The sequence below is a fragment of the Streptomyces bugieae genome (genome assembly GCF_036352915.1).
GTDB classification, from domain to species: Bacteria; Actinomycetota; Actinomycetes; order Streptomycetales; family Streptomycetaceae; genus Streptomyces; species Streptomyces endophytica.
Genome location: NZ_JAZBJP010000018.1, coordinates 60,042 through 86,472, shown reverse-complemented (window position 1 = coordinate 86,472; position 26,431 = coordinate 60,042). Strand labels below are relative to the sequence as shown.

17 protein-coding genes, 1 tRNA gene and 1 pseudogene are annotated in these 26,431 nt (G+C 71.7%); 7 read left to right on the top strand and 12 right to left on the bottom strand.

What is annotated here, in order from left to right; translation table 11 throughout:
* Positions 1 to 212: 212 nt before the first annotated feature.
* Together V2J85_RS24815 and V2J85_RS24810 are read right to left on the bottom strand one after the other, a co-directional pair.
* Positions 213 to 1,478 carry an acyltransferase family protein gene (locus V2J85_RS24815; RefSeq protein WP_261956440.1) on the bottom strand — a complete coding sequence of 422 codons (1,266 nt, stop codon included), beginning with the start codon at positions 1,476 to 1,478 and terminating at the stop codon, positions 213 to 215.
* Between the two features lie 484 nt (positions 1,479 to 1,962).
* A complete protein-coding gene (locus V2J85_RS24810; RefSeq protein WP_261956441.1) occupies positions 1,963 to 2,847 on the bottom strand; it encodes a glycerophosphodiester phosphodiesterase in 885 nt (294 codons plus the stop codon).
* 426 nt (positions 2,848 to 3,273) lie between these two features.
* On the opposite strand from V2J85_RS24810, the gene V2J85_RS24805 reads away from it, so the two are divergent.
* From V2J85_RS24805 to V2J85_RS24785, 5 genes and pseudogenes are all read left to right on the top strand, one after another.
* Entirely contained in the window at positions 3,274 to 4,230 is a 957-nt protein-coding gene (locus V2J85_RS24805) for a GNAT family N-acetyltransferase (RefSeq protein WP_261956442.1), read from the top strand.
* Positions 4,231 to 4,483: 253 nt separating this feature from the next.
* Positions 4,484 to 5,965, top strand: coding sequence for an extracellular solute-binding protein (locus V2J85_RS24800; RefSeq protein WP_330822760.1), 1,482 nt, complete (start codon positions 4,484 to 4,486; stop codon positions 5,963 to 5,965).
* A gap of 132 nt (positions 5,966 to 6,097) precedes the next feature.
* A complete protein-coding gene (locus V2J85_RS24795) occupies positions 6,098 to 7,108 on the top strand; it encodes a carbohydrate ABC transporter permease (RefSeq protein WP_330822759.1) in 1,011 nt (336 codons plus the stop codon).
* The gene (locus V2J85_RS24790) at positions 7,105 to 8,082 is read left to right on the top strand and encodes a carbohydrate ABC transporter permease (protein WP_261956445.1); all 978 of its coding nucleotides are present in this window, start codon (positions 7,105 to 7,107) and stop codon (positions 8,080 to 8,082) included. The genes V2J85_RS24795 and V2J85_RS24790 overlap by 4 nt, the downstream gene beginning before the upstream one ends.
* A gap of 226 nt (positions 8,083 to 8,308) precedes the next feature.
* Positions 8,309 to 8,524, top strand: a pseudogene (locus V2J85_RS24785) (tyrosine-type recombinase/integrase); the annotation flags it as partial.
* Between the two features lie 44 nt (positions 8,525 to 8,568).
* Here V2J85_RS24785 and V2J85_RS24780 read toward each other — a convergent pair.
* From V2J85_RS24780 to topA, 5 genes are all read right to left on the bottom strand, one after another.
* A tRNA-Thr gene (locus tag V2J85_RS24780) sits at positions 8,569 to 8,645 on the bottom strand.
* Between the two features lie 115 nt (positions 8,646 to 8,760).
* Positions 8,761 to 10,350 (bottom strand): alpha/beta hydrolase, encoded by a 1,590-nt coding sequence (locus V2J85_RS24775; RefSeq protein WP_261956465.1) that lies wholly within the window; start codon positions 10,348 to 10,350, stop codon positions 8,761 to 8,763.
* A 366-nt stretch (positions 10,351 to 10,716) separates the two neighbouring features.
* Positions 10,717 to 11,970 carry a DNA polymerase III subunit delta' gene (locus V2J85_RS24770; protein ID WP_330822758.1) on the bottom strand — a complete coding sequence of 418 codons (1,254 nt, stop codon included), beginning with the start codon at positions 11,968 to 11,970 and terminating at the stop codon, positions 10,717 to 10,719.
* Positions 11,971 to 12,267: 297 nt separating this feature from the next.
* A complete protein-coding gene (gene tmk, locus V2J85_RS24765) occupies positions 12,268 to 15,630 on the bottom strand; it encodes a dTMP kinase (protein ID WP_330822756.1) in 3,363 nt (1,120 codons plus the stop codon).
* A 136-nt stretch (positions 15,631 to 15,766) separates the two neighbouring features.
* On the bottom strand, positions 15,767 to 18,604 hold the full coding sequence (topA, locus tag V2J85_RS24760; protein WP_261956468.1) for a type I DNA topoisomerase: 2,838 nt from the start codon (positions 18,602 to 18,604) through the stop codon (positions 15,767 to 15,769).
* A gap of 442 nt (positions 18,605 to 19,046) precedes the next feature.
* Between topA and V2J85_RS24755 the strand changes: the two genes are divergently transcribed.
* Positions 19,047 to 19,664, top strand: coding sequence for a hypothetical protein (locus V2J85_RS24755; RefSeq protein ID WP_261956469.1), 618 nt, complete (start codon positions 19,047 to 19,049; stop codon positions 19,662 to 19,664).
* Positions 19,661 to 20,086 carry a DUF2752 domain-containing protein gene (locus tag V2J85_RS24750; RefSeq protein WP_261956470.1) on the top strand — a complete coding sequence of 142 codons (426 nt, stop codon included), beginning with the start codon at positions 19,661 to 19,663 and terminating at the stop codon, positions 20,084 to 20,086. Before V2J85_RS24755 ends, V2J85_RS24750 begins: the two co-directional genes overlap by 4 nt.
* Before the next feature lie 70 nt (positions 20,087 to 20,156).
* Here V2J85_RS24750 and V2J85_RS24745 read toward each other — a convergent pair whose 3' ends face one another.
* The 5 genes from V2J85_RS24745 to V2J85_RS24725 all read right to left on the bottom strand — a co-directional run bounded on the left by V2J85_RS24745 (position 20,157) and on the right by V2J85_RS24725 (position 25,894).
* Entirely contained in the window at positions 20,157 to 20,561 is a 405-nt protein-coding gene (locus tag V2J85_RS24745; protein WP_330822755.1) for a hypothetical protein, read from the bottom strand.
* Between the two features lie 156 nt (positions 20,562 to 20,717).
* A complete protein-coding gene (locus V2J85_RS24740; RefSeq protein WP_261956472.1) occupies positions 20,718 to 20,915 on the bottom strand; it encodes a hypothetical protein in 198 nt (65 codons plus the stop codon).
* A 121-nt stretch (positions 20,916 to 21,036) separates the two neighbouring features.
* Positions 21,037 to 22,587 carry a DUF7059 domain-containing protein gene (locus V2J85_RS24735; protein WP_330822754.1) on the bottom strand — a complete coding sequence of 517 codons (1,551 nt, stop codon included), beginning with the start codon at positions 22,585 to 22,587 and terminating at the stop codon, positions 21,037 to 21,039.
* A gap of 98 nt (positions 22,588 to 22,685) precedes the next feature.
* Positions 22,686 to 23,270 carry a small secreted protein gene (locus tag V2J85_RS24730; RefSeq protein WP_261956474.1) on the bottom strand — a complete coding sequence of 195 codons (585 nt, stop codon included), beginning with the start codon at positions 23,268 to 23,270 and terminating at the stop codon, positions 22,686 to 22,688.
* A 218-nt stretch (positions 23,271 to 23,488) separates the two neighbouring features.
* Entirely contained in the window at positions 23,489 to 25,894 is a 2,406-nt protein-coding gene (locus V2J85_RS24725) for a sodium-translocating pyrophosphatase (protein WP_330822753.1), read from the bottom strand.
* Positions 25,895 to 26,431 lie beyond the last annotated feature (537 nt).

Here is a 26,431-nt window from a genome sequence, read left to right as displayed (position 1 = left end):
GAGGCGACCTAGGTCCATCCCGGATGAGGCCCCGGCACGCGCCAGAGCCGGAGGCACGCGCCAGGCCGGAAGCACGCGCCACGGGTGCCAGGACCGGCGGTACGCGTGGGAGCCCGTACGCGTGGGAGCCCGTACGCGCCAGGGGCGCCCGCGCGCCGGATTCCCGGCGGCGCAGGCGCCCCTGGTGCTGTTCTTGCCGCTCTCGGCGGTGGTCAGGTGCGGCCGCGGGCCATTTCCACCGGGTCCTTCTTGAAGGCCCAGGTCATCTTCGGCTCCATGGCCCAGCGGAACATCCGCTGGACCGGTGGGGTGCAGAGCAGCGTGATGAGGGTGCCGGCGGCGAGGGTGAGCAGCACCGCGCCCCACGGGGTGTGGACCCAGTGCACGTCGTACCAGTTCCAGAAGCGCGATCCCTTTGCCAGGAAACCGTGGAGCAGATAGCCGTACAGGGTGCCCGCGCCCAGCGCCGTGCACCACATCGTGCGGCCCGGTACCCATGCGAAGAAGCACGCCACCAGTACCAGCGAGCACCCGAACATCGCCAGCGTCATCACCGCGCCGCTCCACCACGGAGCGCCCAGTTCCTGTGCCGCGTCCCGGTGGTAGAACCAGGCGGCGTTCATCCGCGGCGCCGCCCAGTACGCGAAGACGAGGGCGCCCGCGAAGACGGGGACGGCCGCGATCCGGGCCTTCTTGTGGCGGACCAGCTTGAAGTGTTCGGGCCGCAGCGACAGCCCGATCACGAAGAACGGGAGGAACTGCAGCACCCGCTGGAGGTCCAGGTCGTCGCCGATGTCCGGGGAGACGGACGCGAGGACGGCGATGGTGAGCGCCAGCGGTACGGGCCAGCGCACGATCTTCCACAGCGGGGTGGTCAGCCGCCAGATGAACAGGGCCAGCAGGAACCAGGTCAGATACCAGGGGTCCGTCAGGCTTATCGGGTAGTGCGGGTCGTTATCCGCCCACTTCTTGAAGAAGGTATAGGCGACTTCGAAGAGGATGTACGGGACGGCGACGCCGGTAATCAGCCGCTGCAAACGGTCCTTGCGCATATCGAAACTGCGCGAGAAATAGCCGGAGATGATGATGAAGGCCGGCATATGGAACGCGTAGACGGTGATATACAGCGCCGCCGCCGACCGGCTGCCGTCGCGGAGCGGCTCCCACGAGTGCCCCATCGCGACCAGCACGATGGCCAGGTACTTCGCGTTGTCGAAGAACGCGTCGCGCGACTTCGGCTTGGCGCCGCCCGCGGCCTGGGCACTGGCACCGGCCTTGGCGTCGACGGTGCCGTCGTTCACGGCACGGCCCTGTATCCGGCCCTTGGCCCGGCCCCGGGGCCTGGCGTGCGAGGCCGAGCCGGGGGCCCGTCCGCCCGCCGGTGCCGCGGAACGTTCCGCCACCGACCCGTCCGCCACGACCCCGTCGCTCAGGGCCCGTTCACCCATGGCGAGGTCGCCCATGGCGCGTTCGGACACGGACGATTCCGAGGCGGCGGGCGCCATCGTCGTCGCGGCCGTCGCTGCTGCCGGGGACGCGTAGGGGGACGCATACGAGGACGCGGAGGAATACGGCGAGGAGTACGAGGAGGAGTACGGGGCGCCGGCCCCGGAACCGTCGTTCGTGCCGTTCGGCGTCTGCCGCGGCGGGGGGAGTGGGACCCGCCGTTGGCCGTATACCGGAAAATCGTTGTTCAAGAAGCCTCCCGGAACGGGCCCACGGGAGGAGCCGGAAGCTGGCCCGCGCCGGGCCGCAAATCGGAACCCAAAAGCCAAATCCTGCGTCTTAGTTCTTTTACGGGAAGGGTGGCGGCGTCGAACATCTCAGGCACCTTAGCTCCGCGGCGGGAATCACGTAAATCCCCGCCTGGGGCAGCCACCCGGCACCCATCCACCCTCCACAGCACCTTCACGCACCGTCAGGGGCCGGAGCCGGCCGGCGCACCGTCGGCGACGCCACCCGCTATTCAATAACACCTTCGATTCCTCTGGCGCGCACGGACCGCGCGTTGGTGTTCTTCGCCACGTCCCAGGCGTAGACCTGCAAGGGGCGCCCGTGCGGGCCGCGCAGCCGGTGGACCGCCGCCAGCCATCGCGAACTCAGCGCGGACATACGGGGGTTGATCTGATCGGCGAAGCGGGCATAGGCCGCCAGTTTGTGCACATCGGGCGCCCCCAGGATTCCCGTACGCACCTGTGGCACCAGTTCGTGCACGGTCTTCACGGTGGCCACGCTGAAGCTCTGCACCACCAGTCGGCTCCGCACATGGTCGCGATCCAGCCATCCGCGGGACCGCAGTTCCCGGACGACCTGAGCCTCGATTCCGGGATAGTCCTTAGGGGACTTGATCTCCAGCAAAAGGCGCTGCCCGTTACGGTCCAGGCGCCGCAGATAGTCGGCGAGCGTCGGTACCCGCTCCCCCGCGAACCGCTTGCCGAACCAGCTCCCGGCATCCAGCCGCGCCATCTCGGCGGCCGTGAAATCCCCCACCCGCCAGGGCGCCCGCCCGGGAAACACCTTCGCGGCGTCGGTGGTCCGCTCGAGCGTGGTGTCGTGCATCACCACCAGCCGGCCGTCCTTGGTGCGCTGCACATCGTTCTCCACCCATATGAGGCCGCGGCGATGTGCCGCGTCCACGGCGGCCAGCGTGTTCTCCGGCGCGTAACGGGAGGCACCGCGGTGCGCGATGACCATGGCGGCGGGGGTGCCGGGCCCGGCCCGCGCCCCGCTGCTCACGGTGACGTCCGCGTACTCCTCCGGCCCCGACGCCATGGCCGACGACGACATCGCCGCCGTCACCAGATACGCGACTCCGGCGGCCGGTATCCGCAACGATCTCCGAAGCATGCGGCAGCCTCCAGCTCGGCCCGCGCACACCGGGCCCCCGCCACATAGGCCCGTGGGCGCAGAGGACTCGTAGACCTTCAACGTGCCTGCGGCCCGGCGGGTCGGCCACGCGGACGGTCCGGTGACGGTCGGGCGCGGGCCGCTGCGCCGCTGGCTCGCCGCAGCGCCCCTCCGCAGGTTTCCCCAGGTCAGGGCCGGTGGTGGGAGGAGGGGGCGAGGTGAGCGGGGAGACCGGTGAACGGCCGGCGGGCACGCGTCCGTTCCGGTGACCCGGCAGCCGTATCCGTGAGGCCGCGCCCGGCCGCCTCGCCAAGCGCCGGGTTCTGCGGTATGCCGGGGGCGGTGCGGTACGGCGCCATGGCGCGGTCTGGGCCGCCTGGGGCCCCGCCCCCGTACCCGCCGTACGCCGAGACGCCGGGAGTGCCGATGGAGCCGCGCCTGCGTTCCTTCCGTCGTGGTGACGGGCCCGCCGTAGTGGCGGCCTGGTGTCGCAGCGCCCCAAAGGACCCGATCACCACCGCCCGTTTCCGCACGCTGATCCTGCTCGATCCGAATTTCGCCCCCGAGGGACTACGGGTGGCCGATCTCGGTGGTCAGGTCGTCGGCGCCGCGTATGCGGTGCGTCGCCGCACCCCGCTGGCCGGCACCGACCTGGAGCCGCAGGATGGCTGGATCCTTTTCTTCTTCGTCGATCCTCGGCACCGTGGCACGGGCCTGGGCCGCCGACTGCTGCGCGACGCCCTCGACTGGCTGCGCGGGCACGGCCGCACCCGGGTCGGCTTCGCCCCGTACACCCCGCACTACGTGCTCCCCGGCCTGGACCGGGCCGCGTACCCCGAAGCCGCACGGCTGATGGCGGACCTCGGCTTCCGGCTCCGCTGCGAGGCGGCCGCGATGCACCGCAACCTGGTCGGCCACCGCATGCCGGACACGGTCCGCCGCCACCAGCACGACCTGGTGGCACGAGGCTTCCGCTTCGGCACCCCGGAGGACGACGACCTCGTGGAGCTGCTCCCGCTGGCCGCCGACGAGTTCACCCCCGACTGGGCGCTGGCGATCCGGCAGTGCCTGGCCGGCGGTGCGCCGCTGGACCGGATCGTCGTCGCCCACGCACCGGACGGACGCCTGGCGGGCTGGGCCGTGCACGGCGCGTACGAGGGGATGACCGAGCGATTCGGCCCCTTCGGCGTACGGAAGGAGCTGCGCGGCGCCGGCCTGGGGAAGGTGCTGCTCCACCTGGCTCTGGAGCGGATGCGGGCGCTCGGCGCGCACCGCGCGTGGTTCCTGTGGACCGGCGAACACAGCCCGGCGGGGCATCTGTACCGCGCGAACGGGTTCACCACGACCCGGACCTTCTCGGTGCTGGGGTGGGAGGCGGAGTGAGGTCGCGGTGGGGGTGACGTCGCGGTGGGAGTGAGGGGACCGGTGGGAGTAAGGGGCTCGGTGGGAGTGAGGTCGCAGTGGGAGTGAGGTCGGGGAGAGGGCGGCGGGGGCGTGCGGTCGAGGGGCGGAGGGAGGCCGGATGAAGCGACGGACGTTCGTGGGGCGTGCCGTGGGCGGCACGGCGGGTGGCATCACGAGTCGCCTGGCGAGTCGCATGGCGAGTGGCCTGGCGAGTCTCATGACGAATGGCGCGATGGCCAGAGCGGTGGCCTCGGGCGGTGCGCTGTCCGGCCTCGCCGGCTGCACGGCACCGGGGAACGAGGCGTTACGAGAGGGCGGAGGCGGTCGAGAGGAGGAAGGGCGGGGCGGAGCAGGGCCCGTCACGCTGACCGTGCTCACGCACTACGCGAACGAACCCCTCAAGTCGGCGCTGCAGGGCGCCGTCGACGCGTGGAATGCGGGCGCGGGTATGGGTGTGGGTGTGGGTCCGGGTGCGGGCGGCGCCCGCGCGGACGCGGACGCAGATGCGGAGACGGCCCGCCGGCGTATCCAGGTCCGCACCACCGCCGTCGCGTTCCCCGATCTGCTGACGACGTACATGGTGCGGCAGGCCGCGGGCCAGGAGCCCGACATCCTCCACCCGTACTGCCTGTGGACCGGACAGCTCGTACGGGCCGGCGTGCTGCGGCCGGCGCCCCCGGAGGTCGCGCGGCAGATCCGCCGCAACTACTCCGCGGCGGCCGTCGCGGGCGCCTCCGTGGACGGCACCCTGTACGGCTATCCCACGGAGGTGCAGACCTACTGCCTCTACTACAACAAGCGGTTGCTGCACGCCGCCGGGATCGCGGGGCCGCCGCGTACGTGCGAGGAGTTGGAGGACGCGGCGTACCGCACCGCCCGGCGCGACCGCCACGGCAACACGCTGGTGCAGGGCTTCGGGCTTTCGCGCAGTGACGACTCCACGGTCGTGGGCCAGACCCTCGCCCTCCTGGCCGCGCGTGGCGGCCGTTTCCTCACGCCCGACGGCCGGCGTACGGCCCTGGGTTCCCCGGCCGGCCGCGCGGTGCTCGACCTGGAGCACCGGCTCATCGAACGGGGCGCCGCGGACCCCGGCGTCTCCCTCTTCAAGGCCTTTCCGGCCGGCCAGGTGGCGATGGCCATCAATGCGGGCTGGTGGACGGCGAGTCTGCGGAACGTGATGGGGGCGAGTTACCGCGAGGTGGGGGTGGCGCCGGTGCCCGGCCGTACGGCGGACGACCGCGGGACGCTCGCCACGGGGTTCCTGATGGGCGTGAATGCGCGGAGCAAACATCCGCAGGAGGCATGGGAATTCCTGCGCTGGCTCAACGCGGCCAAGGTCCCGGCCAACGGGAGCAAGGCAGGCGGCGCCGTAGGGAAGCCAGTCCACGGCGCCGGAAGGTCATGGCAGGGGCGGTCACTCGTCACCAGGATGAGCGCGCTGCAGGTGTCGGTGGGTTCGATGACGGGGCGCGCCGACGATATGCGGACGCTGCTGCTGGAGCTTGCCGGCGCCACATCCGTCGACCCCAACCTCCGCCCCTTCCTGGACGCCCTGCACTACGCGGCTGCGGAACCGAACGGTCCACGCGCACAACAGGCCAAAACCCTGCTGCGCAAGAACATCGAGGAGGTCTGGACCGGCCGCACCCCGGTCGACGCGGCGCTGCGCACCCTCAGCAGACAGGTCGACCAGGAACTCTCCCGGCCGTACTGAACACCGGCCCTGCTCCGCGCCTTCGCCGCGCCTTCGCCGTTCTCCTCCGCCCTCCCCTTCCCCCGTTCCCCCTTCCCCCCTTCCCTCGTTCCCCCTTTCCCCTCCCTCCTCGTCATCGAGAGGTGATGCCGAATGGCGCCAGCCGTCGGTGACCCCGCCCGACCATCCGCACCGCCCCCTGCCCAACGCCCCGCCCTACACCGCATCGGCCGCCCGACCTCCGTACCCCGCCTCTCCCCGGCCGTACCTCGTGCCTCCCGCGCGATACGACGCCGGCAGACCGTCATCGCCTATCTCTTCCTCGCGCCGACCCTGCTCTTCTTTCTCGTCTTCCTCGTGCTGCCGTTGCTGTTCGCCGCGCTGCTGGCCCTGTCACGCTGGGCCGGCTTCGACCTTTCCGATATCAGGCCGGTCGGCATGGCCAATTTCGCGGCCCTCTTCGCCCGTGGCTCCACCTTCCTGACCCCGATCCTCACCAATACGCTGCTGTACGCCTTCGGCACGGTGGTGCTCGCACTCTGCGGTGCCCTGGTCATCGCCCACTGCATCAACCGTCTCCGTTTCCGGGGCTTCTGGCGCACCCTCTACTTCCTTCCGCTCGTCACGACGGTGGTGGCGGTCGGCAATGTGTGGAAGTACATGTACGAACCCGGCGGGCTGATCAACGGGGTGCTCAACGGCCTGGGCCTGCCGTCCCTCGCTTTTCTCCAGGACCCCGACACCGCACTGCCGTCCGTCATCGTCGTGCAGGCCTGGGCCTCCACGGGATCGGCGATCCTCATTCTCACCGCGGGCCTCACCGCCATTCCGGGTGTCTATTACGAGGCCGCGGAACTCGACGGGGCCGGAGATCGCACCATCTTCTGGCGCATCACACTGCCGCTGCTCCGACCGTCCCTGCTCTTCGTCTGCCTCACCCAATTCATCGCCGGGCTCCAGTCGTTCGCCCTGATCAATGTGATGACGGGGGACGGCGGGCCGGGCGACGCGACCAATGTCGCAGCACTGGAGATGTATCAGCAGGCCTTCAGGTACGGCGACTGGGGCATCGCCGGCGCCGCCGCGTTCGTACTGTTCCTGGTCATCGCGGTGATCACTGCACTGCAACTCTGGCTGTTCCGGCGAAAGGACGAAGAAGCATGAGCGGGCACCGGGACGAGCGGGCGCGGAGAAGCGGGAGCACGCCGAGCGGTAACCCGCCCACCGGACGACGCATCCGGCTCCAGCTCGGGCCCCGGCTCCGGCTCCGGCTCCGAAACCGAACCCCCTGGTTCTCGTACGCCATCGTCATCACCGGCGCCGCCCTCACCGTCATCCCGTTCCTCGACATGCTGATGACGTCGTTCAAAGGCCCCGGCGAATACGGAAAGCTCCCGTACCGCTTCCTCCCCGAGGCATTCAGTCTCACCAACTACCGAGCCGCGATCAGGCAATTGGACCTTCCGCTCCTCTTCCGCAACAGCACGCTCGCCACCGTCCTGATCACCGGCTCCACCCTCCTCACCTCCTCACTCGCCGGCTATGCGCTCGCCAAACTCCGCTTTCCCGGCCGGGAACTCGTCTTCCGGCTGGTCCTTGCGACGATGATGTTTCCGCCGTTCCTCTTCTTCATCCCGCATTTCTTGATCCTGGTGCACTGGCCGGCCGCCGGCGGGAACGATCTGCTCGGCCGCGGTGGCGCGGGCCTCACGGTCAGCCTTGCCGCCCTCGTCATGCCGTTCCTGGTTTCCAGTTTCGGCATCTTTCTGATGCGACAGTTCATGGTGTCCATCCCGGACGAAATGCTGGAGGCGGCCCGCATCGACGGTGCGGGAGAATTCACCGTGTGGTGGCGCATCGTGCTGCCGCAGACCAAACCGGTCGCCGTCACGCTCGCCCTGCTCACGTTTGTCAGTTCCTGGAACGAATACATCTGGGCGCTGCTGGTCTCCACTGCGAATCCACGGCTGATGACGCTGCCGGTGGGAATCCAACTGCTGCAGAGCCACCTCGATCCGGACCGCATGGTCCCCGTCATGATGGCCGGCCTCGTCCTCAGCGTCCTGCCGGTCCTGCTGCTCTTCCTGCTGCTGCAGAAGCACTACGTCCGGGGGGTCATGCTCAGCGGCCTCAAGTAACACCGCACACAGGGCAGGGCCGGGCCGGCACCCGGCACACGCGGCACCTCGTCCGGACCGAGGCACACCGGATCAGTCCCATTCGGCCTCCCCCGCGGCGGAAGGCGGGGTTGTTCCACCCCGCAAGGGCAGCTTCTGTGCCAGCCTGACCGCATCACGCACAAGGGCTGCAAGCGCGGCTGTCCACAGCCCTGCGCCAGGACGTGCACCAAGCACGGAAGCCGGAATCGGCGTGGACATGCCCACGATCATGGAGATCCTCCGGCACACCCAGATCAGCCGGACCCGGCGGTACGTGAAGGGCAGATCACACCTGCCGACGGACGCGATGCGGCGGAGGGGGGACGTCCTCATCCCCCGCCCGGGGCCCGCAATTGAGACCGAAACCGAGACCGCCGACACCCGCATGGCCCGGGCTCGCCGTCAGCGCCACATCCGCTGAACGCAAAACCCCAGCTCAGAATCCATCTGAGCTGGGGTTTCAAGTGGAGCCGCCTTCGGGATTCGAACCCGAGACCTACGCATTACGAGTGCGTTGCTCTGGCCAACTGAGCTAAGGCGGCGTGGTGCGCGGCCCAGTCTACACACCAGTGAGGGGTGGTCCGTAACCGATTGCGGGGCTGGTCAGAGGTGGGCGGGTGGGGTGTGGGGTGGGTCACGCGGTGGGCCGGGGTGCGGTCAGGTGCAGCGCTTGTTCTTGGGCGGGGTGGTGCCGGTCAGGAGGTAGGTGTTGATCGCGTTGTCGATGCAGCTGCTGCCGCGGCCGTAGGCGGTGTGGCCGTCGCCCTCGTAGGTGAGGAGGGTGGCGCTGGAGAGCTGGGCGGCGAGGGCCTGGGCCCAGGCGTACGGGGTGGCCGGGTCGCGGGTGGTGCCGACGACGACGATCGGGGCGGCGCCCTTGGCGGGGATGCGGTGGGCCGTGCCGGTGGGCTTGACCGGCCAGTACGCGCAGCTCAGCGCGGACCAGGCGAAGCTCTCGCCGAACACCGGGGAGGCCTTGCGGAAGGCGGGAAGGGCGGCGCGGACCTGGTCGGGGCCGGTGAAGGGGGGCGCCAGGTCGAGGCAGTTGACGGCGGGGTTCGCGTACATCTGGTTGGCGTACTTGCCGCTGGGGTCGCGCTCGTAGTAGCTGTCCGAGAGGGTGAGCAGTCCGCGGCCGTTGCCCGCCTCGGCCTGGGCGAGGTATTCGCGCAGAACCGGCCAGGCGCGCTGGTCGTACATCGCGGCGATGACGCCCGTGGTGGCCAGGGATTCGGTGAGCTTGCGGGCCTCGCCGGTCTCCACCGGGTGGGCGTCGAGCTTCTTGAACAGGGCGGCGAGCCGCTTGCCGGCGTCCGCGGCGTCCTTGTGGCCGAGCGGGCAGTCCTTCTTCTTGACGCAGTCCGCGGCGAACGCGGTGAAGGCGGTGTTGAAGCCCTTGGTCTGGTCGAGGTTGATCGTGCGGGAGTCCAGCTCCGGGTCCATGGCGCCGTCCAGCACGATGCGGCCGGTGCGGGAGGGGTAGAGGCCGGCGTAGGTGGCTCCGAGGAAGGTGCCGTAGGAGGCGCCGACGTACGTCAGCTTCTTGTCGCCCAGGACGGCGCGCAGGACGTCCATGTCACGGGCCGCCTCGATCGTGGAGACGTGCCGGAGCACCTTGCCGGAGCGGGCCTGGCAGCCCTTGGCGAAGTCGCGGTACGCGGTGACGAGCTTGCTGAGCTCGGCCGGAGTGTCCGGGGTCTGGTCGGTCTGGGTGTAGCGGTCCATCTGCTGGTTGGTGAGGCACTCGACCGGTTCGCTGCGGGCCACGCCGCGCGGGTCCATCGCCACCATGTCGTAGCGCGCGCGGACCGACGCGGGCTGGGGGGCGTACTGCTGGAGGTAGTCGATCGCCGAACCGCCGGGGCCGCCCGGGTTGACCATGAGTGAGCCGAGCCGGCTGCCGGGGCCGGTGGCCTTCTTACGGGCCACCGCGAGCTTCAGGTCGGTGGCGGCGGAGGGGTGCGCGTAATCCAGGGGGGCCTTCATCGTCGCGCACTCGAAGCCGGCGACCCCGCAGGGATGCCAGGTGAGCTTCTGGTCGTAGTACGGGCGCAGGTTGGCCGGGATCGCGGCCGGCAGGGGCCGGAGGGTGGCGTCATCGGCGGGCCGCTGGGCGCCGGCCTCCGCCGTACGGCCGGAGGACGCATGGGCATCGGGGGACGAACTGCCCGAGGAGCAGCCGGAGATCAGCAGAGCGGTGGCCGCCGCGACGGCGGCGGAGGTGCGGAGCAGACGGCTGGTGGCCATGGACGGTCCCTTGGTCGCGGTCCCTGGAAGCTGGAGCCTGGTCTGGTAGCCGGGAGAGCCGGTGGTCGGGGGTGGTGGGTACCTCGTGGTGGTGGGGCTCGGGCGGTGCTTCGGTGGTGCTTGGGCGGCGCTTCGGTGGTGCTCGGGCGGCGCTTCGGTGGTGCTCGGGCGGCGCTTCGGTGGTGCTCGGGCGGCGCTTCGGTGGTGCTCGGGCGGCGCTTCGGTGGTGCTTGGGCGGCGCTTCGGTGGTGCTGACGAGCGGGTGCGGGTGCGGGTGGGCTGTTGGCGGGTGCGGAGTGGTGGCGGTGGCTGGTCGGGTGGGCGGTGGGGTCCGCTGCGGCTTTACGGGCGGCGGGGGCGGGTGGTTCAGCCGGCGCGGAGGGCGGCGGTCATCGCCTCGACCGCCAGGAGGGGGGCGACGTTGCGGTCCAGGGCCTCGCGGCAGGCGATCACCGCTTCTATCCGGCGGAGGGTGCGCTGGGGGGTGGAACCGGCGGCGATGCGCTCCAGGCTGTCGCGCACCTCGTCGTTGGCGAGCGGGACCGAGGCGCCCATCTGGAGGGCGAGGACATCGCGGTAGAAGCCGGTGAGGTCGACCAGGGCCAGGTCGAGGCTGTCGCGCTGGGTGCGGGTCGCGCGGCGCTTCTGCTTGTCCTGGAGCTCCTTCATGGCGCCGGCGGTGCCCCGGGGCAGCCGGCCGCCCGTCCCGGCGGCGGCGCCGAGCGCGGCGCGCAGCTCCTCGGTCTCCTTGGTGTCGACCTCCTCGGCGACCTGCTTGGCGTCCTCCCCCGCGGCGTCGATCAGCTCCTGGGCGGCCTTGAGACAGCCCCCGATGTCGTCGACGCGGAGCGGGAGCTTCAGGACGGCGGCGCGGCGGGCGCGGGCGCGCTCGTCGGTGGCCAGGCGGCGGGCCCGGCCGATGTGCCCCTGGGTGGCGCGGGCGGCGCGGTCGGCGGCCTCCGGGGCGATGCCGTCGCGGCGGACGAGGACGTCGGCGACCGCGGCAACCGGCGGGGTCCGCAGCGAGAGGTGACGGCAGCGGGAGCGGATGGTGGGGAGGACGTCCTCGATGGAGGGCGCGCAGAGCAGCCAGACCGTACGGGGCGCGGGCTCCTCGACGGCCTTGAGGAGGACGTTGCCGGCGCCTTCGGTGAGACGGTCGGCGTCCTCCAGGACGATCACCTGCCAACGGCCGCCGGCCGGGGAGAGCGAGGACCGGCGGACCAGGTCGCGGGTCTCCTTCACGCCGATGGAGAGCAGGTCCGTACGGACGATCTCGACGTCGGCGTGGGTGCCCACCTGGGTGGTGTGGCAGCCGTCGCAGAAGCCGCAGCCGGGGGCCCCGCCGAGGGCGCGGTCGGGGCTGACGCACTGCAGGGCGGCGGCGAAGGCGCGCGCGGCGGTGGCCCGGCCGGAGCCGGGCGGGCCCGTGAACAACCAGGCGTGGGTCATCTGGGAGGCACCGCCCCGCTCGCCCGCGGGCGGCGTGCCGGGCCGGCCCTGCGATGCCCCGGCCCGGCCCTCCGCTTCGGCGGTGACGAGGGCGTCCGCGTCCCGCGCGGCAGCGGCCAGCTGAGCCGTCACCCGCTCCTGGCCGACCACGTCGTCCCACACCGCCATCGCTGCCGCCGTTCCTCTTCTCCGGTGCCTTCGTGTCTGTGACCGCCGGTCGCCGCCGCGGCCGGGGTCGCCGTCCGCGCGTCGCCCGCGACCTGACCCATTGTGGTGCAACCCACTGACAAACGAATCCGGAAGCCGGCGCCGGGGCGGCCGGACGAGGCCGCGCGGGCCCCGTCCGGCCGCCCGAGGAGCCGGCGCACGGGCCCGCGGAAGGCCGCGAAAAGGCCGTGGCCGCAGTGTTCCCACTGCGGCCACGGCCCGTGCCTGCCACGACTTCCGCGACGGCTCCCGTCCGGGCTAGCGGCGCCGGCCCCGGCCCCCGCGGCGGCCGTCGTCGCCCGCGCCGTCGTCCGCGTCCTCGTCCTCCCGCGGCCCGAGCAGTTCGTCGGCGAGCGTGGGCAGATCGTCCAGCGGGGTCTCTTCCGCCCATTCGGGTCGCCGGCGGGCGCGCGGCGCGTTCTCCGACGGGTGACCCGTGGACGGGTCGATCTGCGGGAGTTCGCGGGTGCGCTCGGCGCCCGACTCCGGGGCCGAGGCGCCGCTCGACGTCTCCTTGCGGAACATCCACGACGGCACCCGCTCGGTGGGGTCCTCGCCCCGGGTGTCCCGCGCCTGCCAGTCGTTCCGGCCCTGCCGGTCGTCCTGCCGCTCCGGCCGGGTGTCCTGGTGCCAGGCGTCCTGACCACCCTGCCGGGTGTCCCGTACGGGCGGCAGGACGGCCGTCTGCTCGGCGTCGGTGCCCGCGTCGGGGCCGGCGTCGCGGACCGACGGCAGCACCGCCGTCTCGTCCGCCGCGCCGGGCGCGTTGCCGCCCCGCGCCTCGGGCCGCGGCAGCGACTCCGTCCGCTCGTGCGGCTCGGCACCCGCCGAACCGGAACCGGATACCTCCGAACCGGAGGCCCCCGACGTTGCCGACCCGGACGAGGAGCCGTCGCCGCTCTCCTCGCCCAGCCGCTTGCGCAGGTCCGCCACCGGGGTCTCCTTGGTGGGCGCCTCCGCGGCCTCGACCTCAGCGGCCGCCTCGGCCGCCGCCTTCGCCTCCGCCGCGGCCGCCGCCTCCGCAGCCGCGATCCGGGCCTGCTCGGCGCGTACCAGGGCCTCCTCGGCCTTGCGCTGCTTCTCCAGGCGGCGTTCCTCGGCCTCCTTGCGCAGCCGGGCCTGCTCCTCGTGCTGCTTGCGCAGCCGCTCCTGCTCGGCCTGGCGGGCCCGCTCCTCGGCCTCCCGGCGCTGGCGCTCGGCCTCGGCCGCCTGGCGGGCCTCCTCGGCGCGCTGCCGGGCCTCCGCCGCCTGGCGGGCGGCCTCCAGCGCCTTGGCCTGCTCGGCCTCCTGGCGCTTGCGCTCCTCTTCCTCGGCGCGCAGCCTGGCGAGCTGCTCCTGGCGCTCCCGCTCCAGGCGCGCCTCCTCGGCCTTGCGTGCGGCCTCCTCCTCGGCCCGGCGGCGGGCCTCCTCCTCGGCCGCCCTACGGGCCTCCTCCTGGGCCTTGGTCTCGGCCTCGGACAGCGGGAGCACCTGGTCGAGGCGGTGCCGTACGACGGTGGTGACGGCCTCGGGGTCCTGACCGGCGTCGACGACCAGATAGCGCGCGGGGTCGGCGGCGGCCAGGGTGAGGAAGCCGGCCCGGACCCGCTGGTGGAACTCGGCGGGCTCGGACTCCAGCCGGTCGGGCGCCTCGGTGAAGCGCTCCCGGGCGGTCTCCGGGGAGATGTCGAGCAGGACGGTCAGGTGCGGGACGAGGCCGTCCGTCGCCCAGCGGTTGATCCGGGCGATCTCCGTGGGGGCGAGGTTCCGCCCGGCGCCCTGGTAGGCGACCGAGGAGTCGATGTACCGGTCGGAGATGACGACCGCGCCGCGCTCCAGGGCGGGCCGGATGACGCTGTCGACGTGCTCGGCGCGGTCGGCGGCGAACATCAGCGCCTCCGCCCGGTCGGACAGCCCGGTCGTCGCGACGTCCAGGATGATCGAGCGCAGTCGCTTGCCGATGGCGGTGGCGCCCGGTTCGCGGGTCACCACGACCTCGTGGCCCTTGTTGCGGATCCACTCGGCGAGCGCCTCGACCTGGGTGGACTTGCCGGCCCCGTCGCCGCCTTCGAGGGCGATGAAGAAGCCGGTGGGCGCGGGCGCCTGCGCCGGGTCGCCGCCGCGCAGCGCCTCCCGCAGGTCGCGGCGGAGCGGGACGCCGTGCCGGTCGTCGACCTTGCCGAGGACCAGTGCGGCGACCGGCAGCAGCAGCGCGCCGGTGAGCATCAGGGTGTAGGCGGCGCCCCCGTAGGCGAAGTCGAAGGTGTCGTTGCCCAGGTGGTGCGGCCCGATGAGGGCGGCGAGCAGCGGCGCCACGATGGCGGCCAGTGCGATCGCGAGCCGTACGACGGCCTGCAGGTGCTCGGTCGTACGGGCGGTGCGGGACTCCTCGGCCTCCTGGTCCAGCAGGACGTGTCCCGTATGGGCGGCGATGCCGGCGCTGACGCCGGCCAGCAGCGCGAGGACGAGCACGGTCGTCGGGTCCGGGACCAGGCCCATGGCCAGCAGGGCGACGCCGGTGGCGGCCACCGCGAGGGCGAGCAGCCGGCGCCGGGAGAGCGCGGGCAGCACCCGGTGGGCGCCGCGGATGCCGGCGGCCGTACCGCCGGTGAGCGTGAGCACCAGGAGGGCGAAGGAGGCCGGTCCGCCCGCGAGGTCGTAGGCGTGCAGCACGGCCAGCGAGACCGCCGCGGCGATCCCGGCGGCGACCGCCGCACAGGCCGTGACCAGCAGCGGGATGGCGCCCGTACGGCCCTTGTCGACGCCGGCCGGCTCGCCCTGCGCGGACTTCGCGGCCTTCGGGCGGCGCAGCCCCTCCAGCGGGGAGCGCGGCCGCGGCGTCTGCCCACCGGGGAGCTCGATGAAGTACAGGATCGACACGGAGGCGGCGAACAGGCCGGCCGCCACATAGGAGGCGAGCGCCGCCTGGTGGATGTCGAACCAGTCGATGCCGGTGCCCAGGAGCTTGCTGATGAGGGTGACGACCACCAGGGCGGCGGCCGCGATCGGCAGGGAGACGAAGGTGGTGCGCAGCGAGAGGCGGCGCAGGGCGTCCAGGTTGTCCGGCAGCGGCCGGACCGCGGCGCCCTCGGGCGGCGGCGCGGGCAGCAGGCCGGGCGCCGCGCTCTCCCTGGCGACGGTCCAGAAGCGCTCGGCGACGCCGGTGACGAAGACGGTGACCAGCACCCAGGCGAGGGCGTTGCCGGGGGTCCAGTCGATCCAGAGGGGGGCGATGACCAGCAGCGCGAGCCGCAGCACGTCCGCGGCGATCATCGTCCAGCGGCGGTCCAGCGGCCCGGAGGGCGCCGTGAGCGCGGACAGCGGGCCCAGGAGGACGGCCCCGAAGAGCAGCGTCGCCAGCATCCGGGCACCGAAGACCGCGGTGACCGCGAGGGCGGCACCGCGATAGCCGCCGCCGAAGACGGCCTCACCCCCCAGCGGCACGTACAGCGCCGCCTGCAGGGCGAGTACCACCAGGACAAGCATGGACAGGGCATCGCCGATGCCCCCGACGAACTGGGCGCTCCACAGCCGCTTCAGTGGGGGGAAGCGCAGCAGGGCTCGCACGGCGCGCTCGCGGGAATCCGCCGCTAGGGCGCCAGAAGTGGGGGTCACGACCGTTGGCTGCTCGGCACGCGTCATCCCGCCAGCCTATCGGGAGGGCGCACACCGTCGAGCGCCCGCCCGAACAAACGGGCGGGCACGACGGAACGCGTCCGTCGTGCCCGCCCGCACACCACGCCTGACCAGGGGCGCAGGGCCCGGCCCGGTCCTGGCCTCAGTCCTCCGCCGAAGCCGCCGTCTTCTTGGCCGCCGCGGTCTTCGCGGTGGCCTTCTTGGCGGTCGTCTTCTTCGCGGTGGTCTTCTTGGCCGCGGTCTTCTTCGCCACCGTCTTCTTGGCGGCCGTCTTCTTCGCCGGCGCCTTCTTGGCCGTCTTCTTCTTCGCCGGCCCCTTGGCGCGCTTCTCCGCCAGCAGCTCGTAGCCGCGCTCGGGGGTGATCGTCTCGACGTCGTCGTCCCGCCGCAGCGTCGCGTTGGTCTCGCCGTCGGTCACGTACGCGCCGAACCGGCCGTCCTTGACCACCACCGGCTTGCCGCTGACCGGGTCCGTGCCCAGCTCCTTCAGCGGCGGCTTGGCGGCGGCCCGCCCGCGCTGCTTGGGCTGGGCGTAGATCGCCAGCGCCTCTTCGAGGGTGATGCTGAAGATCTGGTCCTCACCCTCCAGGGAGCGCGAGTCCGTGCCCTTCTTCAGGTACGGGCCGTAGCGGCCGTTCTGCGCGGTGATCTCCACGCCCTCGGGGTCCTTGCCGACGACGCGCGGCAGCGACATCAGCTTGAGCGCGTCCGCCAGCGTCACGGTGTCCAGGGACATCGACTTGAAGAGCGAGGCGGTGCGCGGCTTGACCGCGTTCTTGCCGGTCTTCGGGGTGCCCTCGGGGAGGATCTCGGTGACGTACGGGCCGTAGCGGCCGTCCTTGGCGACGATCTGGTGGCCGCTGACCGGATCCATGCCCAGCTCGAAGTCGCCGCTCGGCTTGGCGAGCAGCTCCTCCGCGTACGCCACGGTCAGCTCGTCGGGTGCGAGGTCCTCGGGCACGTCGGCGCGCTGGTGGCCCTCACTGTCCTTCTCACCGCGCTCGACGTACGGGCCGTAGCGGCCGACCCGCAGCACGATGCCCTCGCCGACCGGGAAGGACGAGATCTCCCGGGCGTCGATCGCGCCCAGGTCCGTGACCAGCTCCTTGAGCCCGCCGAGGTGGTCGCCGTCACCGTTGCCGGCGTCCGACGCGGCACCCACCGAACTCGCTTCCTCGCCCTCGCCGAAGTAGAAGCGCCGCAGCCACGGCACGGCCTGTGCCTCACCACGGGCGATGCGGTCGAGGTCGTCCTCCATCTTGGCGGTGAAGTCGTAGTCGACCAGCCGGCCGAAGTGCTTCTCCAGGAGGTTGACCACCGCGAAGGAGAGGAAGGAGGGGACGAGCGCGGTGCCCTTCTTGAAGACATAGCCGCGGTCGAGGATGGTGCCGATGATCGACGCGTACGTCGACGGGCGGCCGATCTCCCGCTCCTCCAGCTCCTTGACCAGCGTGGCCTCGGTGTAGCGGGCGGGCGGCTTGGTGGCGTGCCCGTCGGCGGTGATCTCCCGGGCGGCCAGCGCGTCGCCCTGGGCGACCTGCGGCAGCCGGCGCTCGCGGTCGTCCAGCTCGGCGTTGGGGTCGTCGGCGCCCTCCACGTAGGCCTTGAGGAAGCCGTGGAAGGTGATGGTCTTGCCGGACGCGCTGAACTCGGCGTCCCGGCCGTCGGCGGAGGTGCCGCCGATCTTGACGGTGACGGAGTTACCGGTCGCGTCCTTCATCTGGGAGGCGACGGTCCGCTTCCAGATCAGCTCGTAGAGCTTGAACTGGTCGCCGGTCAGCCCGGTCTCGGCGGGCGTGCGGAAGCGGTCGCCGGAGGGGCGGATCGCCTCGTGCGCCTCCTGCGCGTTCTTGACCTTGCCGGCGTACGTGCGCGGCTTGTCCGGCAGGTAGCCGGCACCGTACAGCTGCGTCACCTGCGCCCGGGCCGCGGCGACCGCGGTGTCCGAGAGCGTGGTGGAGTCCGTACGCATATAGGTGATGAAGCCGTTCTCGTACAGCTTCTGCGCCACCTGCATCGTCGCCTTGGCGCCGAAGCCGAGCTTGCGGCTGGCCTCCTGCTGGAGGGTCGTGGTCCGGAACGGCGCGTACGGGGAGCGCCGGTACGGCTTGGACTCCACGGAGCGCACCGAGAAGTCGGTGTTCTCCAGGGCGGCGGCGAGCGCGCGGGCGTTCGCCTCGTCCAGGTGGAGCACGTCGCTGTTCTTGAGCTGCCCGTTGGGGCCGAAGTCGCGGCCCTGTGCGACGCGGCGGCCGTCGACGCTGTTCAGGCGGGCGGTCAGCGTCGAGGGGTCGCTCGGGTCACCGGCCCGCCCGGTGGAGAAGGTGCCGGTCAGGTCCCAGTACTCGGCGGAGCGGAAGGCGATGCGCTCGCGCTCCCGCTCGACGACGAGACGGGTCGCCACGGACTGCACCCGGCCGGCCGACAGCCGCGGCATGACCTTCTTCCACAGGACCGGCGAGACCTCGTAGCCGTAGAGGCGGTCGAGGATCCGGCGGGTCTCCTGGGCGTCGACCAGCTTCTGGTTCAGATCGCGCGGATTGGCGACGGCCTCGCGGATCGCGTCCTTGGTGATCTCGTGGAACACCATGCGGTGGACCGGGACCTTGGGCTTGAGGATCTCCTGGAGGTGCCAGGCGATGGCCTCGCCCTCGCGGTCCTCATCGGTGGCGAGGTAGAGCTCGTCGGATTCGGCCAGCAGCTCCTTGAGCTTTTTGACCTGGTCCTTCTTGTCACTGTTCACCACATAGATGGGCTGGAAATCGGCGTCGACGTTCACCCCGAGCCGGGCCCAGGGCTCGCCCTTGTACTTCGCCGGGACCTCCGCCGCGCCGTTGGGCAGGTCACGGATGTGCCCCACGCTGGCCTCGACCACATAGCCAGGGCCGAGGTAGCCCTTGATCGTCTTCGCCTTGGCAGGCGACTCGACGATGACAAGTCGGCGGCCGCCGCCCTTCGTGGCTTCGCTGGTCGGGGACAACTTCGCTCTTCTCTCCGGTCGACGCGGAAAATGCCCCCCGGCCGGATGCGGGGGCGCACTGCGGTGACGCTTGACGCTGCGGAGTGTGACGGTACCTCCCGCCCCCGTGTCAAACGGAAAAACCCCGCAACGCCACTCGAACGGTAACCCGACTACATGCCTTCATGCCGCCTGGACCACCTCAGCCGCCCACCGCGGGTCCGGCTCGCGCCATCTGGATCATGACGGCCCCGCGGCGCCGCCCGGAGGCCCGCGCATGATCCGGATCCCCGGTCCGCGTGCCGCCACGGCGACTGTCACAAGGCGGCCCCGGATCCTGTCACCGTCTTGATACGTCAGGTGAGCCTGCTGGCAGGATGGGCGCAGGATGGACACGGCACGGCCCACCGCTCGGGCCGGGTACCGCCGTCGTCACGTGACACTCTCGGGGGGAATCTCACCCATGGCGAACCAGTACCCCGGACCGCCACCGGAGCAGCCCGGTCAGCCCGGCCAGCCCGCTCAGCCCGCTCAGCCCGGCCAGAATCCGTACGCCACGCCGCCCGCCCCGGCCGACTCCGCCTACGGCTATCCGCAGGGCGGCAGCCCCGGCGAGCCCGGGTACGGCTATCCGCAGCCCGGCTCGACGCCCCCGCCGCCCGGTTTCCCGCCCCCCGGCGCTCCGGTCGGCCCCCCGCCGCCGGGCCCCGGCGGCTTCCAGGCAGGTCCGCAGCCCGCCGGGATGGCGCTGTCGCTCGGGGACATCGCGGTGAGCGGCGACACGATCATGACGCCGACCGGGTCGATGCCGCTCAAGGGCGCCGTGTGGACCGCGACGGACATGTCGCGGACCGAGGAGAAGATGCCGGCGCACGCGGTCGTGCTCGCCATCATCTTTTTCTTCTTCTGCCTGCTGGGCCTGCTCTTCCTGCTGATGAAGGAGCGCACGACGACCGGCTTCGTGCAGGTCACGGTGGCCAGCGGGGGCCGGCACCACTCGACGATGGTCCCGGTGCAGTCGCGCGAGCAGGTCATGTTCGTGCTCAACCAGGTCAACTACGCACGGTCGCTGAGCGTGTGAGCGACGTGGAACGGTCCGGGCCGCCCTCCGGGGCGGCGATCCGGAGCCGCACCGTCCGGCGGGCGTCGCTCGCCCTCGCCGCCGGTGCGGCGGCCGCCGTCTATCTCTGGCACACGAATCCGCACCGGTCCGGGCAGGTGCTGATCCCCTGCCCGTTCCGGCTGATGACCGGGGTGCTGTGCCCGGCGTGCGGCGGCACACGGATGGCGTACGACCTGTTGCACGGCGATGCGGTGCAGGCGTTCCACGACAACGCCGTGCTGCTCGTCCTGGGCGTGCCGGCGATCGCGTACGTCCTGCTGCGCTGGCTGGTCCAGGGGCTGCGCGGGCGCGCCTACCGGCTGCAGCTCACCGGCCGCGGCAATGCCGTGGTGTTCGGCATTGCCGCGGTGTGGATGCTCGTCCGCAATCTCGCCGGCTGACGCCCGGCGGCATCGGCCGACGGCGACGGTGACCGCCGGGTTCAGCGGACGGTGACGGAGACTTCCCGGGTCAGCGGACGGTGACGGAGACCACCGGCGAGACGGTCCTGGCCGCGGCGATGCGGAGCTGGTTGACGCCCTTGATGCCGAGCTTGACCCGCACCGAGTAGGCACCGCTCTTGGCGACCGGGGACTGAGCGGGCAGCGAGACCCACTTGGTGCCCTGCTTCTGCTGGACGGTGACCTTGGTGCCCGCCGTGATGCCCTTGGCGGCGCCGGAGATCCGGAACTCCTGCCAGGCCTTGACGGAGTTCACGCTGGCCTTGGCGGTCAGCGACGCGGCGGCCGGGGCGGTGGCCACGACCGGCTTGGCGGCGTGCAGGTCCTGCGGCGCGGCGAAGGCGGCGGCCGAGCCCCCGGCGAACAGGGAGACGGCGATGACGCCGACGGTGGCGTAGCGGAGTGCGCGGTTCATGAGAGTTCCTCACTGTCGGTGTGTGGGCCGTGGTGACCTTCACCGAGGAACATGACGGACGGCCCGCGGACGTTCCGCGTACCGTCACAGATCGGCCATCTGTAACAGAACTGTCTGGAACTGGACGCACACCGCGGGCGGACCTCCGGCTGCCGGCTACAGCGCCACCAGCAGCCAGCCCCCGACGACCAGGAACAGCACCCCCGCGAACAGCGCGGTGACCGCGGCCACCGGCCGGCTGACCCCCTCGGCGACCGGCGTACCGGTCCGGGCGCACACCCCCGTCCACACCAGCAGTCCGGCGCCGAACAGCGCGAACGCCACACCGGCGAATGCCTCGGGTCCTCTCTCCATGCGGGCAGCGTGGCACCCCGGGACGGCATCCCGGCGAACACCGGATGAACGCCTTCCGCCCGTCCTGGGCGAAGCCCCGTGCCGTCCCCGCCGCTCCCCCCTGGCTCCTCCCTACTCCTCCCTACTTCTCCTCCGCCACCGGCTCCAGGAAGCCCTGCTCGACCAGCATCCGGATCGAGGCGGGCGTACGGTCCCGCAGCAGCACCGGGTCCTCGCCGACGAGTTGGGCGATGGCGTCCAGGATCCGTCCGGCGGGCAGCGTGCCGTCACACACACCGGCGAAGCCCGCCCCGACGGTGTCCACCTTCGTCGCCCGCCGCATACCGCGGTTCTGACGGAGCACCACGTGCTCGGGGTCCTCGGCCCCCGGCAGCCCGACCTGCTCCTGGACCACGCCGTCGGCGAGCCGGAAGCGCCCGGCCAGCAGCGCGGCGTCGTCCGTGGCGCTCAGGTAGTCCTGGCGCGCGAAGTGGGCCACGACCGCGTCCCCCAGCGGCTGTTCGACCGGATGCGGCCATTCCTCGACCGTGACGGACGGGGCGTCGGACCCGGACTTGCGCAGCGTGATCCAGCCGAAGCCGACGGCCTTGGTCCTACGGGCCGCGAACTCCTCCAGCCAGGCGTCGTACCGCGCGGCGTACTCCTCGTCACCGGCGCGGTGGTCACCGGCGTCCCGCAGCCAGAGCTCGGCGTACTGGGTGACGTCCTGCACCTCGCGCTGCACGATCCAGGCGTCACAGCCGCGCGGCACCCAGGAGCGCAGCCGGTCGTGCCACTCCTCGCCCTCGACGTGCTGCCAGTTGGCGAGCATCTGGCAGTACCCGCCGTCGTTGAGGTGCGCGGCGGACTGCTGGACGAGGATCCGGCACAGGTCGTCGCCGCCCATCCCGCCGTCCCGGTACGTCAGCCGGGCGCCGTCCGGCCCGACGGGCGAGATCACGAACGGCGGGTTCGACACGATCAGGTCGTACGTCTCGTCCCCGACCGGCTCGAACAGCGAGCCCTTCCTGAGGTCCGCAGCGCCGGCCCCGGAGAGCGCCAGCGTCAGCGCGGTGATCCGCAGGGCACGGGGGTTGAGGTCGGTGGCGGTGACCCGGGTGGCGTGCCGGGCGGCGTGCAGCGCCTGGATGCCGGAGCCCGTCCCGAGGTCGAGCGCCTTGCCGACCGGCCGGCGGACGGTGATCCCGGCGAGGGTGGTGGACGCGCCGCCGACGCCGAGCACCAGCTGCGCGCGCTCGGTCTCCCCGGCGCCCCGGATGCCGCCGGCGCCGCCGACCGCGCAGCCCAGGTCGGAGACGATCCACCAGTCCTGCCCCTCGGGGCCGCCGTACGGGCGGACGTCCACCGTGGCGCGCAGGGTGTCGCCGTCCTGCACCACCCAGCCGTCGGCGAGGCAGTCCTCGACCGGCAGGGCCGCCCGCGCCCGGCCCGGCTCCACCGGACGCTGCAGCAGGAACAGCCGCACCAGGGTCTCCAGTGGGCTGTCGCCGCGGGTCGCGCGCAGCGCGGGGACGGTCTCGTTGCGCGCCAGCGCGGCGTAGGCGGGCGCGCCCAGCAGGTCCAGCAGCCCGTCGGCGGTGAAGGCGGCGGTCAGCAGCGCCTCGCGCAGCCGGGCGGTGCGGGCGTTGCTCTCGGGGTCCTGGACATCGGCGGTGGGGAGGTGCGTACTCACACCGACCATTGTCCGTGCTGCCACTGACAATCGGCACCGGCCCGGCGGCACGCCCTTCCCGGGCGCGTCGCCGGGCCGGTGAAAGGCCCGCGGAGGCGTTACGACTTCTTGGACGGCGTGGGCACCGGGGAACCGGACGCGGCCTGGTTCTGGCAGCCCTTCTGCTTCGCCATCGCGGCGCCGACGTCACCGGCCTCCAGGTTCTTGAAGGCGGCCTCGCTCTGCTTGTTGAGCTTGTTGATGCCGTTGGACAGGTCACGCAGCCCGTCGGCGAACTTGAGCTTGTCCGAGGTGTCGAGGCTGTTGACCTGCTTCTGAAGGTCCGCGTAGCCCTTGGAGAGCGAGTTGAGCTCCTTGACCGCGTTCTCCTGCGCCTGCTTGCCCTGGTCGGTGGGCGGCGGCCCGGCCTGCTGCAGGGACTTGGCCAGCGAGGAGTACGCCTGCGAAATCTTCTGGAAGGCCGCCGAGTCGGTCTGCTGGACCTTCTTGGAGTCCGTGCTGCCGTTGTCGGCCGTCTGCATGGCGGCGTTGGCGTCCTGGATCTGCTTGAACGGGGCCTGCGCGGGGTCGCAGAAACTCTTCGCCCAGTCGTTGAGCTTCTTGCTGTTGTCCTCGCTGCAGCCGGTCAGCGCGAGCATCAGTGCCGCCCCGCCGGACAGTGCAGCCACAAGCTTCTTGTTCACCGGATTGGTCCCTTCCATGGCTCTCGGCCCCGGAACATACACGTCCGAACGGCCTGGTCCCCGGGTCGGGCAGCCGGTCCGGCCCTCATTGCAGCCATTTGCACCAAGGAGCGCAGGGCCACCCGGGCAGACCGAGGGCGGGTGTCCGGCGCCTGCAAAATGCGCCGTCCACCCGCCCAGTTGAGCGGTCCGCGAGCCCTTCCGACGGTCGGTTCCGGTTAGGACGCCACCGCCGTCTCGGCCGACTTGGCGACGCCGTCGGGCTCCTCGGAGTTGCCTTCGTCACCCACGGCGATCCCGCGCCGCTTGGAGACGTACACGGCGCCGACGATGACGACGAGCGCCACTACGGCCGCGCCGATCCGGATGCCGAGGTTCTTGTCCTCGCCGTACGAGAACTTCACCACGGCGGGCGCGATCAGCAGCGCCACCAGGTTCATCACCTTCAGCAGCGGGTTGATCGCCGGTCCGGCGGTGTCCTTGAACGGGTCGCCGACGGTGTCACCGATGACGGTGGCGGCGTGTGCCTCGCTGCCCTTGCCGCCGTGGTGGCCGTCCTCGACCAGCTTCTTGGCGTTGTCCCAGGCGCCACCGGAGTTGGCCAGGAAGACCGCCATCAGGGTGCCGGTGCCGATCGCCCCGGCCAGGAACGAGCCCAGCGCGCCGACGCCCAGCGAGAAGCCGACCGCGATCGGGGTGAGCACCGCCAGCAGGCCCGGGGTGGCCAGCTCGCGCAGCGCGTCCTTGGTGCAGATGTCGACCACCCGCCCGTACTCGGGCGTCTGGGTGTAGTCCATGATCCCGGGCTTCTCCCGGAACTGCCGGCGCACCTCGAAGACCACCGCTCCCGCCGACCGCGACACGGCGTTGATCGCCAGCCCGGAGAACAGGAACACGACCGAGGCGCCGAGGATCAGCCCGACCAGGTTGTTGGGCTGCGAGATGTCCAGGCTGAGCCCCATGCCGCCGGCCGCCCGGCCGATGTTGCGTACCGCGGTGGCGATCGCGTCCCGGTAGGAGCCGAAGAGCGCGGAGGCGGCCAGTACGGCGGTCGCGATGGCGATGCCCTTGGTGATGGCCTTGGTGGTGTTGCCGACCGCGTCCAGGTCGGTCAGCACCTGCGCGCCGTCACCGGTGACGTCACCGGACATCTCGGCGATGCCCTGCGCGTTGTCGGAGACCGGCCCGAAGGTGTCCATCGCCACGATCACGCCGACGGTGGTCAGCAGGCCGGTGCCGGCCAGCGCCACCGCGAACAGCGCCAGGGTGATGGACGCGCCGCCCAGCAGGAAGGCCGCGTAGACGGCGAGTCCGATCAGCACCGCCGAGTAGACGGCCGACTCCAGGCCGACCGAGATGCCGGAGAGGACGACGGTGGCCGGGCCGGTCAGCGAGGTCTTGCCGATGTCCCGTACGGGCCGCCGGGTGGTCTCGGTGAAGTAGCCGGTCAGCTGCTGGATCAGCGCGGCGAGCACGATGCCGACGGCGACCGCGACCAGGGCCAGCATCCGCGGGTCACCGCTGTGGCCCAGGACCACGGGGTCGCTGACGCCGGTCAGGTCGCGGTAGCTGGACGGCAGGTAGATGAAGACCGCGGCGGCCACCAGGACCAGCGAGATGCCCGCGGAGATGAAGAAGCCGCGGTTGATGGCGGTCATGCCGCTGCGGTCCCGGCGCCGCGGCGCGACGACGAAGATGCCGATCATCGCGGTGAGCACGCCGATGGCCGGCACCAGCAGCGGGAAGGCGAGGCCGGCGTCCCCGAAGGCCGCGGTGCCCAGGATGAGGGCGGCGACCAGGGTGACCGCGTACGACTCGAAGAGGTCGGCGGCCATACCGGCGCAGTCACCGACGTTGTCGCCGACGTTGTCCGCGATGGTCGCGGCGTTGCGCGGGTCGTCCTCGGGGATGCCCTTCTCGACCTTGCCGACGAGGTCGGCGCCGACGTCGGCGGCCTTGGTGAAGATGCCGCCGCCGACCCTCATGAACATCGCGATCAGCGCGGCGCCGAGGCCGAAGCCCTCCAGCACCTTGGGCGCGTCGACCGCGTAGACGAGGACCACACAGGACGCACCGAGCAGACCGAGTCCGACGGTGAACATGCCGACCACGCCGCCGGTACGGAAAGCGATCTTCATCGCCTTGTGGGATACCGCCGTAAGATCCTTTTCCCGGGATTCGCCCTCGGCCGGAGTGGCCTCCCGGGCGGCCGCCGCCACACGCACATTGCTGCGCACCGCGAGCCACATGCCGATATAGCCGGTGGCCGCCGAGAATGCCGCGCCGATCAAGAAGAAGGCGCTGCGTCCGGCGCGCTGCGACCAGTTATCCGCGGGCAGCAGCATGAGCAGGAAGAACACCACGACCGCGAATACGCCGAGGGTCCGCAACTGCCGTGCCAGGTAGGCATTTGCGCCTTCCTGCACCGCCGCCGCGATCTTCTTCATACTGTCGGTTCCCTCGCCGGCCGCGAGCACTTGGCGGACCAGCACCGCCGCGACGGCCAGCGCCGCCAGCGCCACCACGGCGATCACCAGCACGATGCCGCGGTTGCCCGCGGTCAGTGACGGCCCGGCCAGAAAAGAGGGGGTGTCAAGCAACTGAGGGGTGTAAGGCCCCGCCATTCGTCCTCCTTGACGTTTGGCACATGGGCGCGCGGAAGCACGCTCAGGCGTCCTGAGCAAGAGATGTGGACGGATTGTAGGGAGCCCCGGTTGATCAAAACAGGGCGCCTCAAAGGGAATTCGCCGGTAGTCGCGAAGATCAAAAGGTAGACGGCGCCCGGAATTCGCCCGGACGAAGGAATGCGCCGAATTCACTGACCGTCGACAGATGATCTCTTCGTCGTACCGATCACCGCTTGGTCGCGCATTGATCGCCGCTGCTCAAGGACGCCGTCCCCGGCCGTTGCGCCGAATGGGGCACGGGTGACCCCGGAGAGAATTGAGCCGCCCGGCCGCGGCCGAACGGGTGACCCACCGCCCACAGACGCCCCTCTGAGGGCCCGTGAGAACTCACGACGACCCATGAGGACCCGTCAGATCGAGGCCGGATCGCAACGCATGGGGAGCGGGTGGCGGAAGCCCGCGGCCACCGCGCAGAGCGGCGTGCAGGGGCACGCCAGGAACGTGCGGGGGCACGCCAGGAAGACGACAGACGCT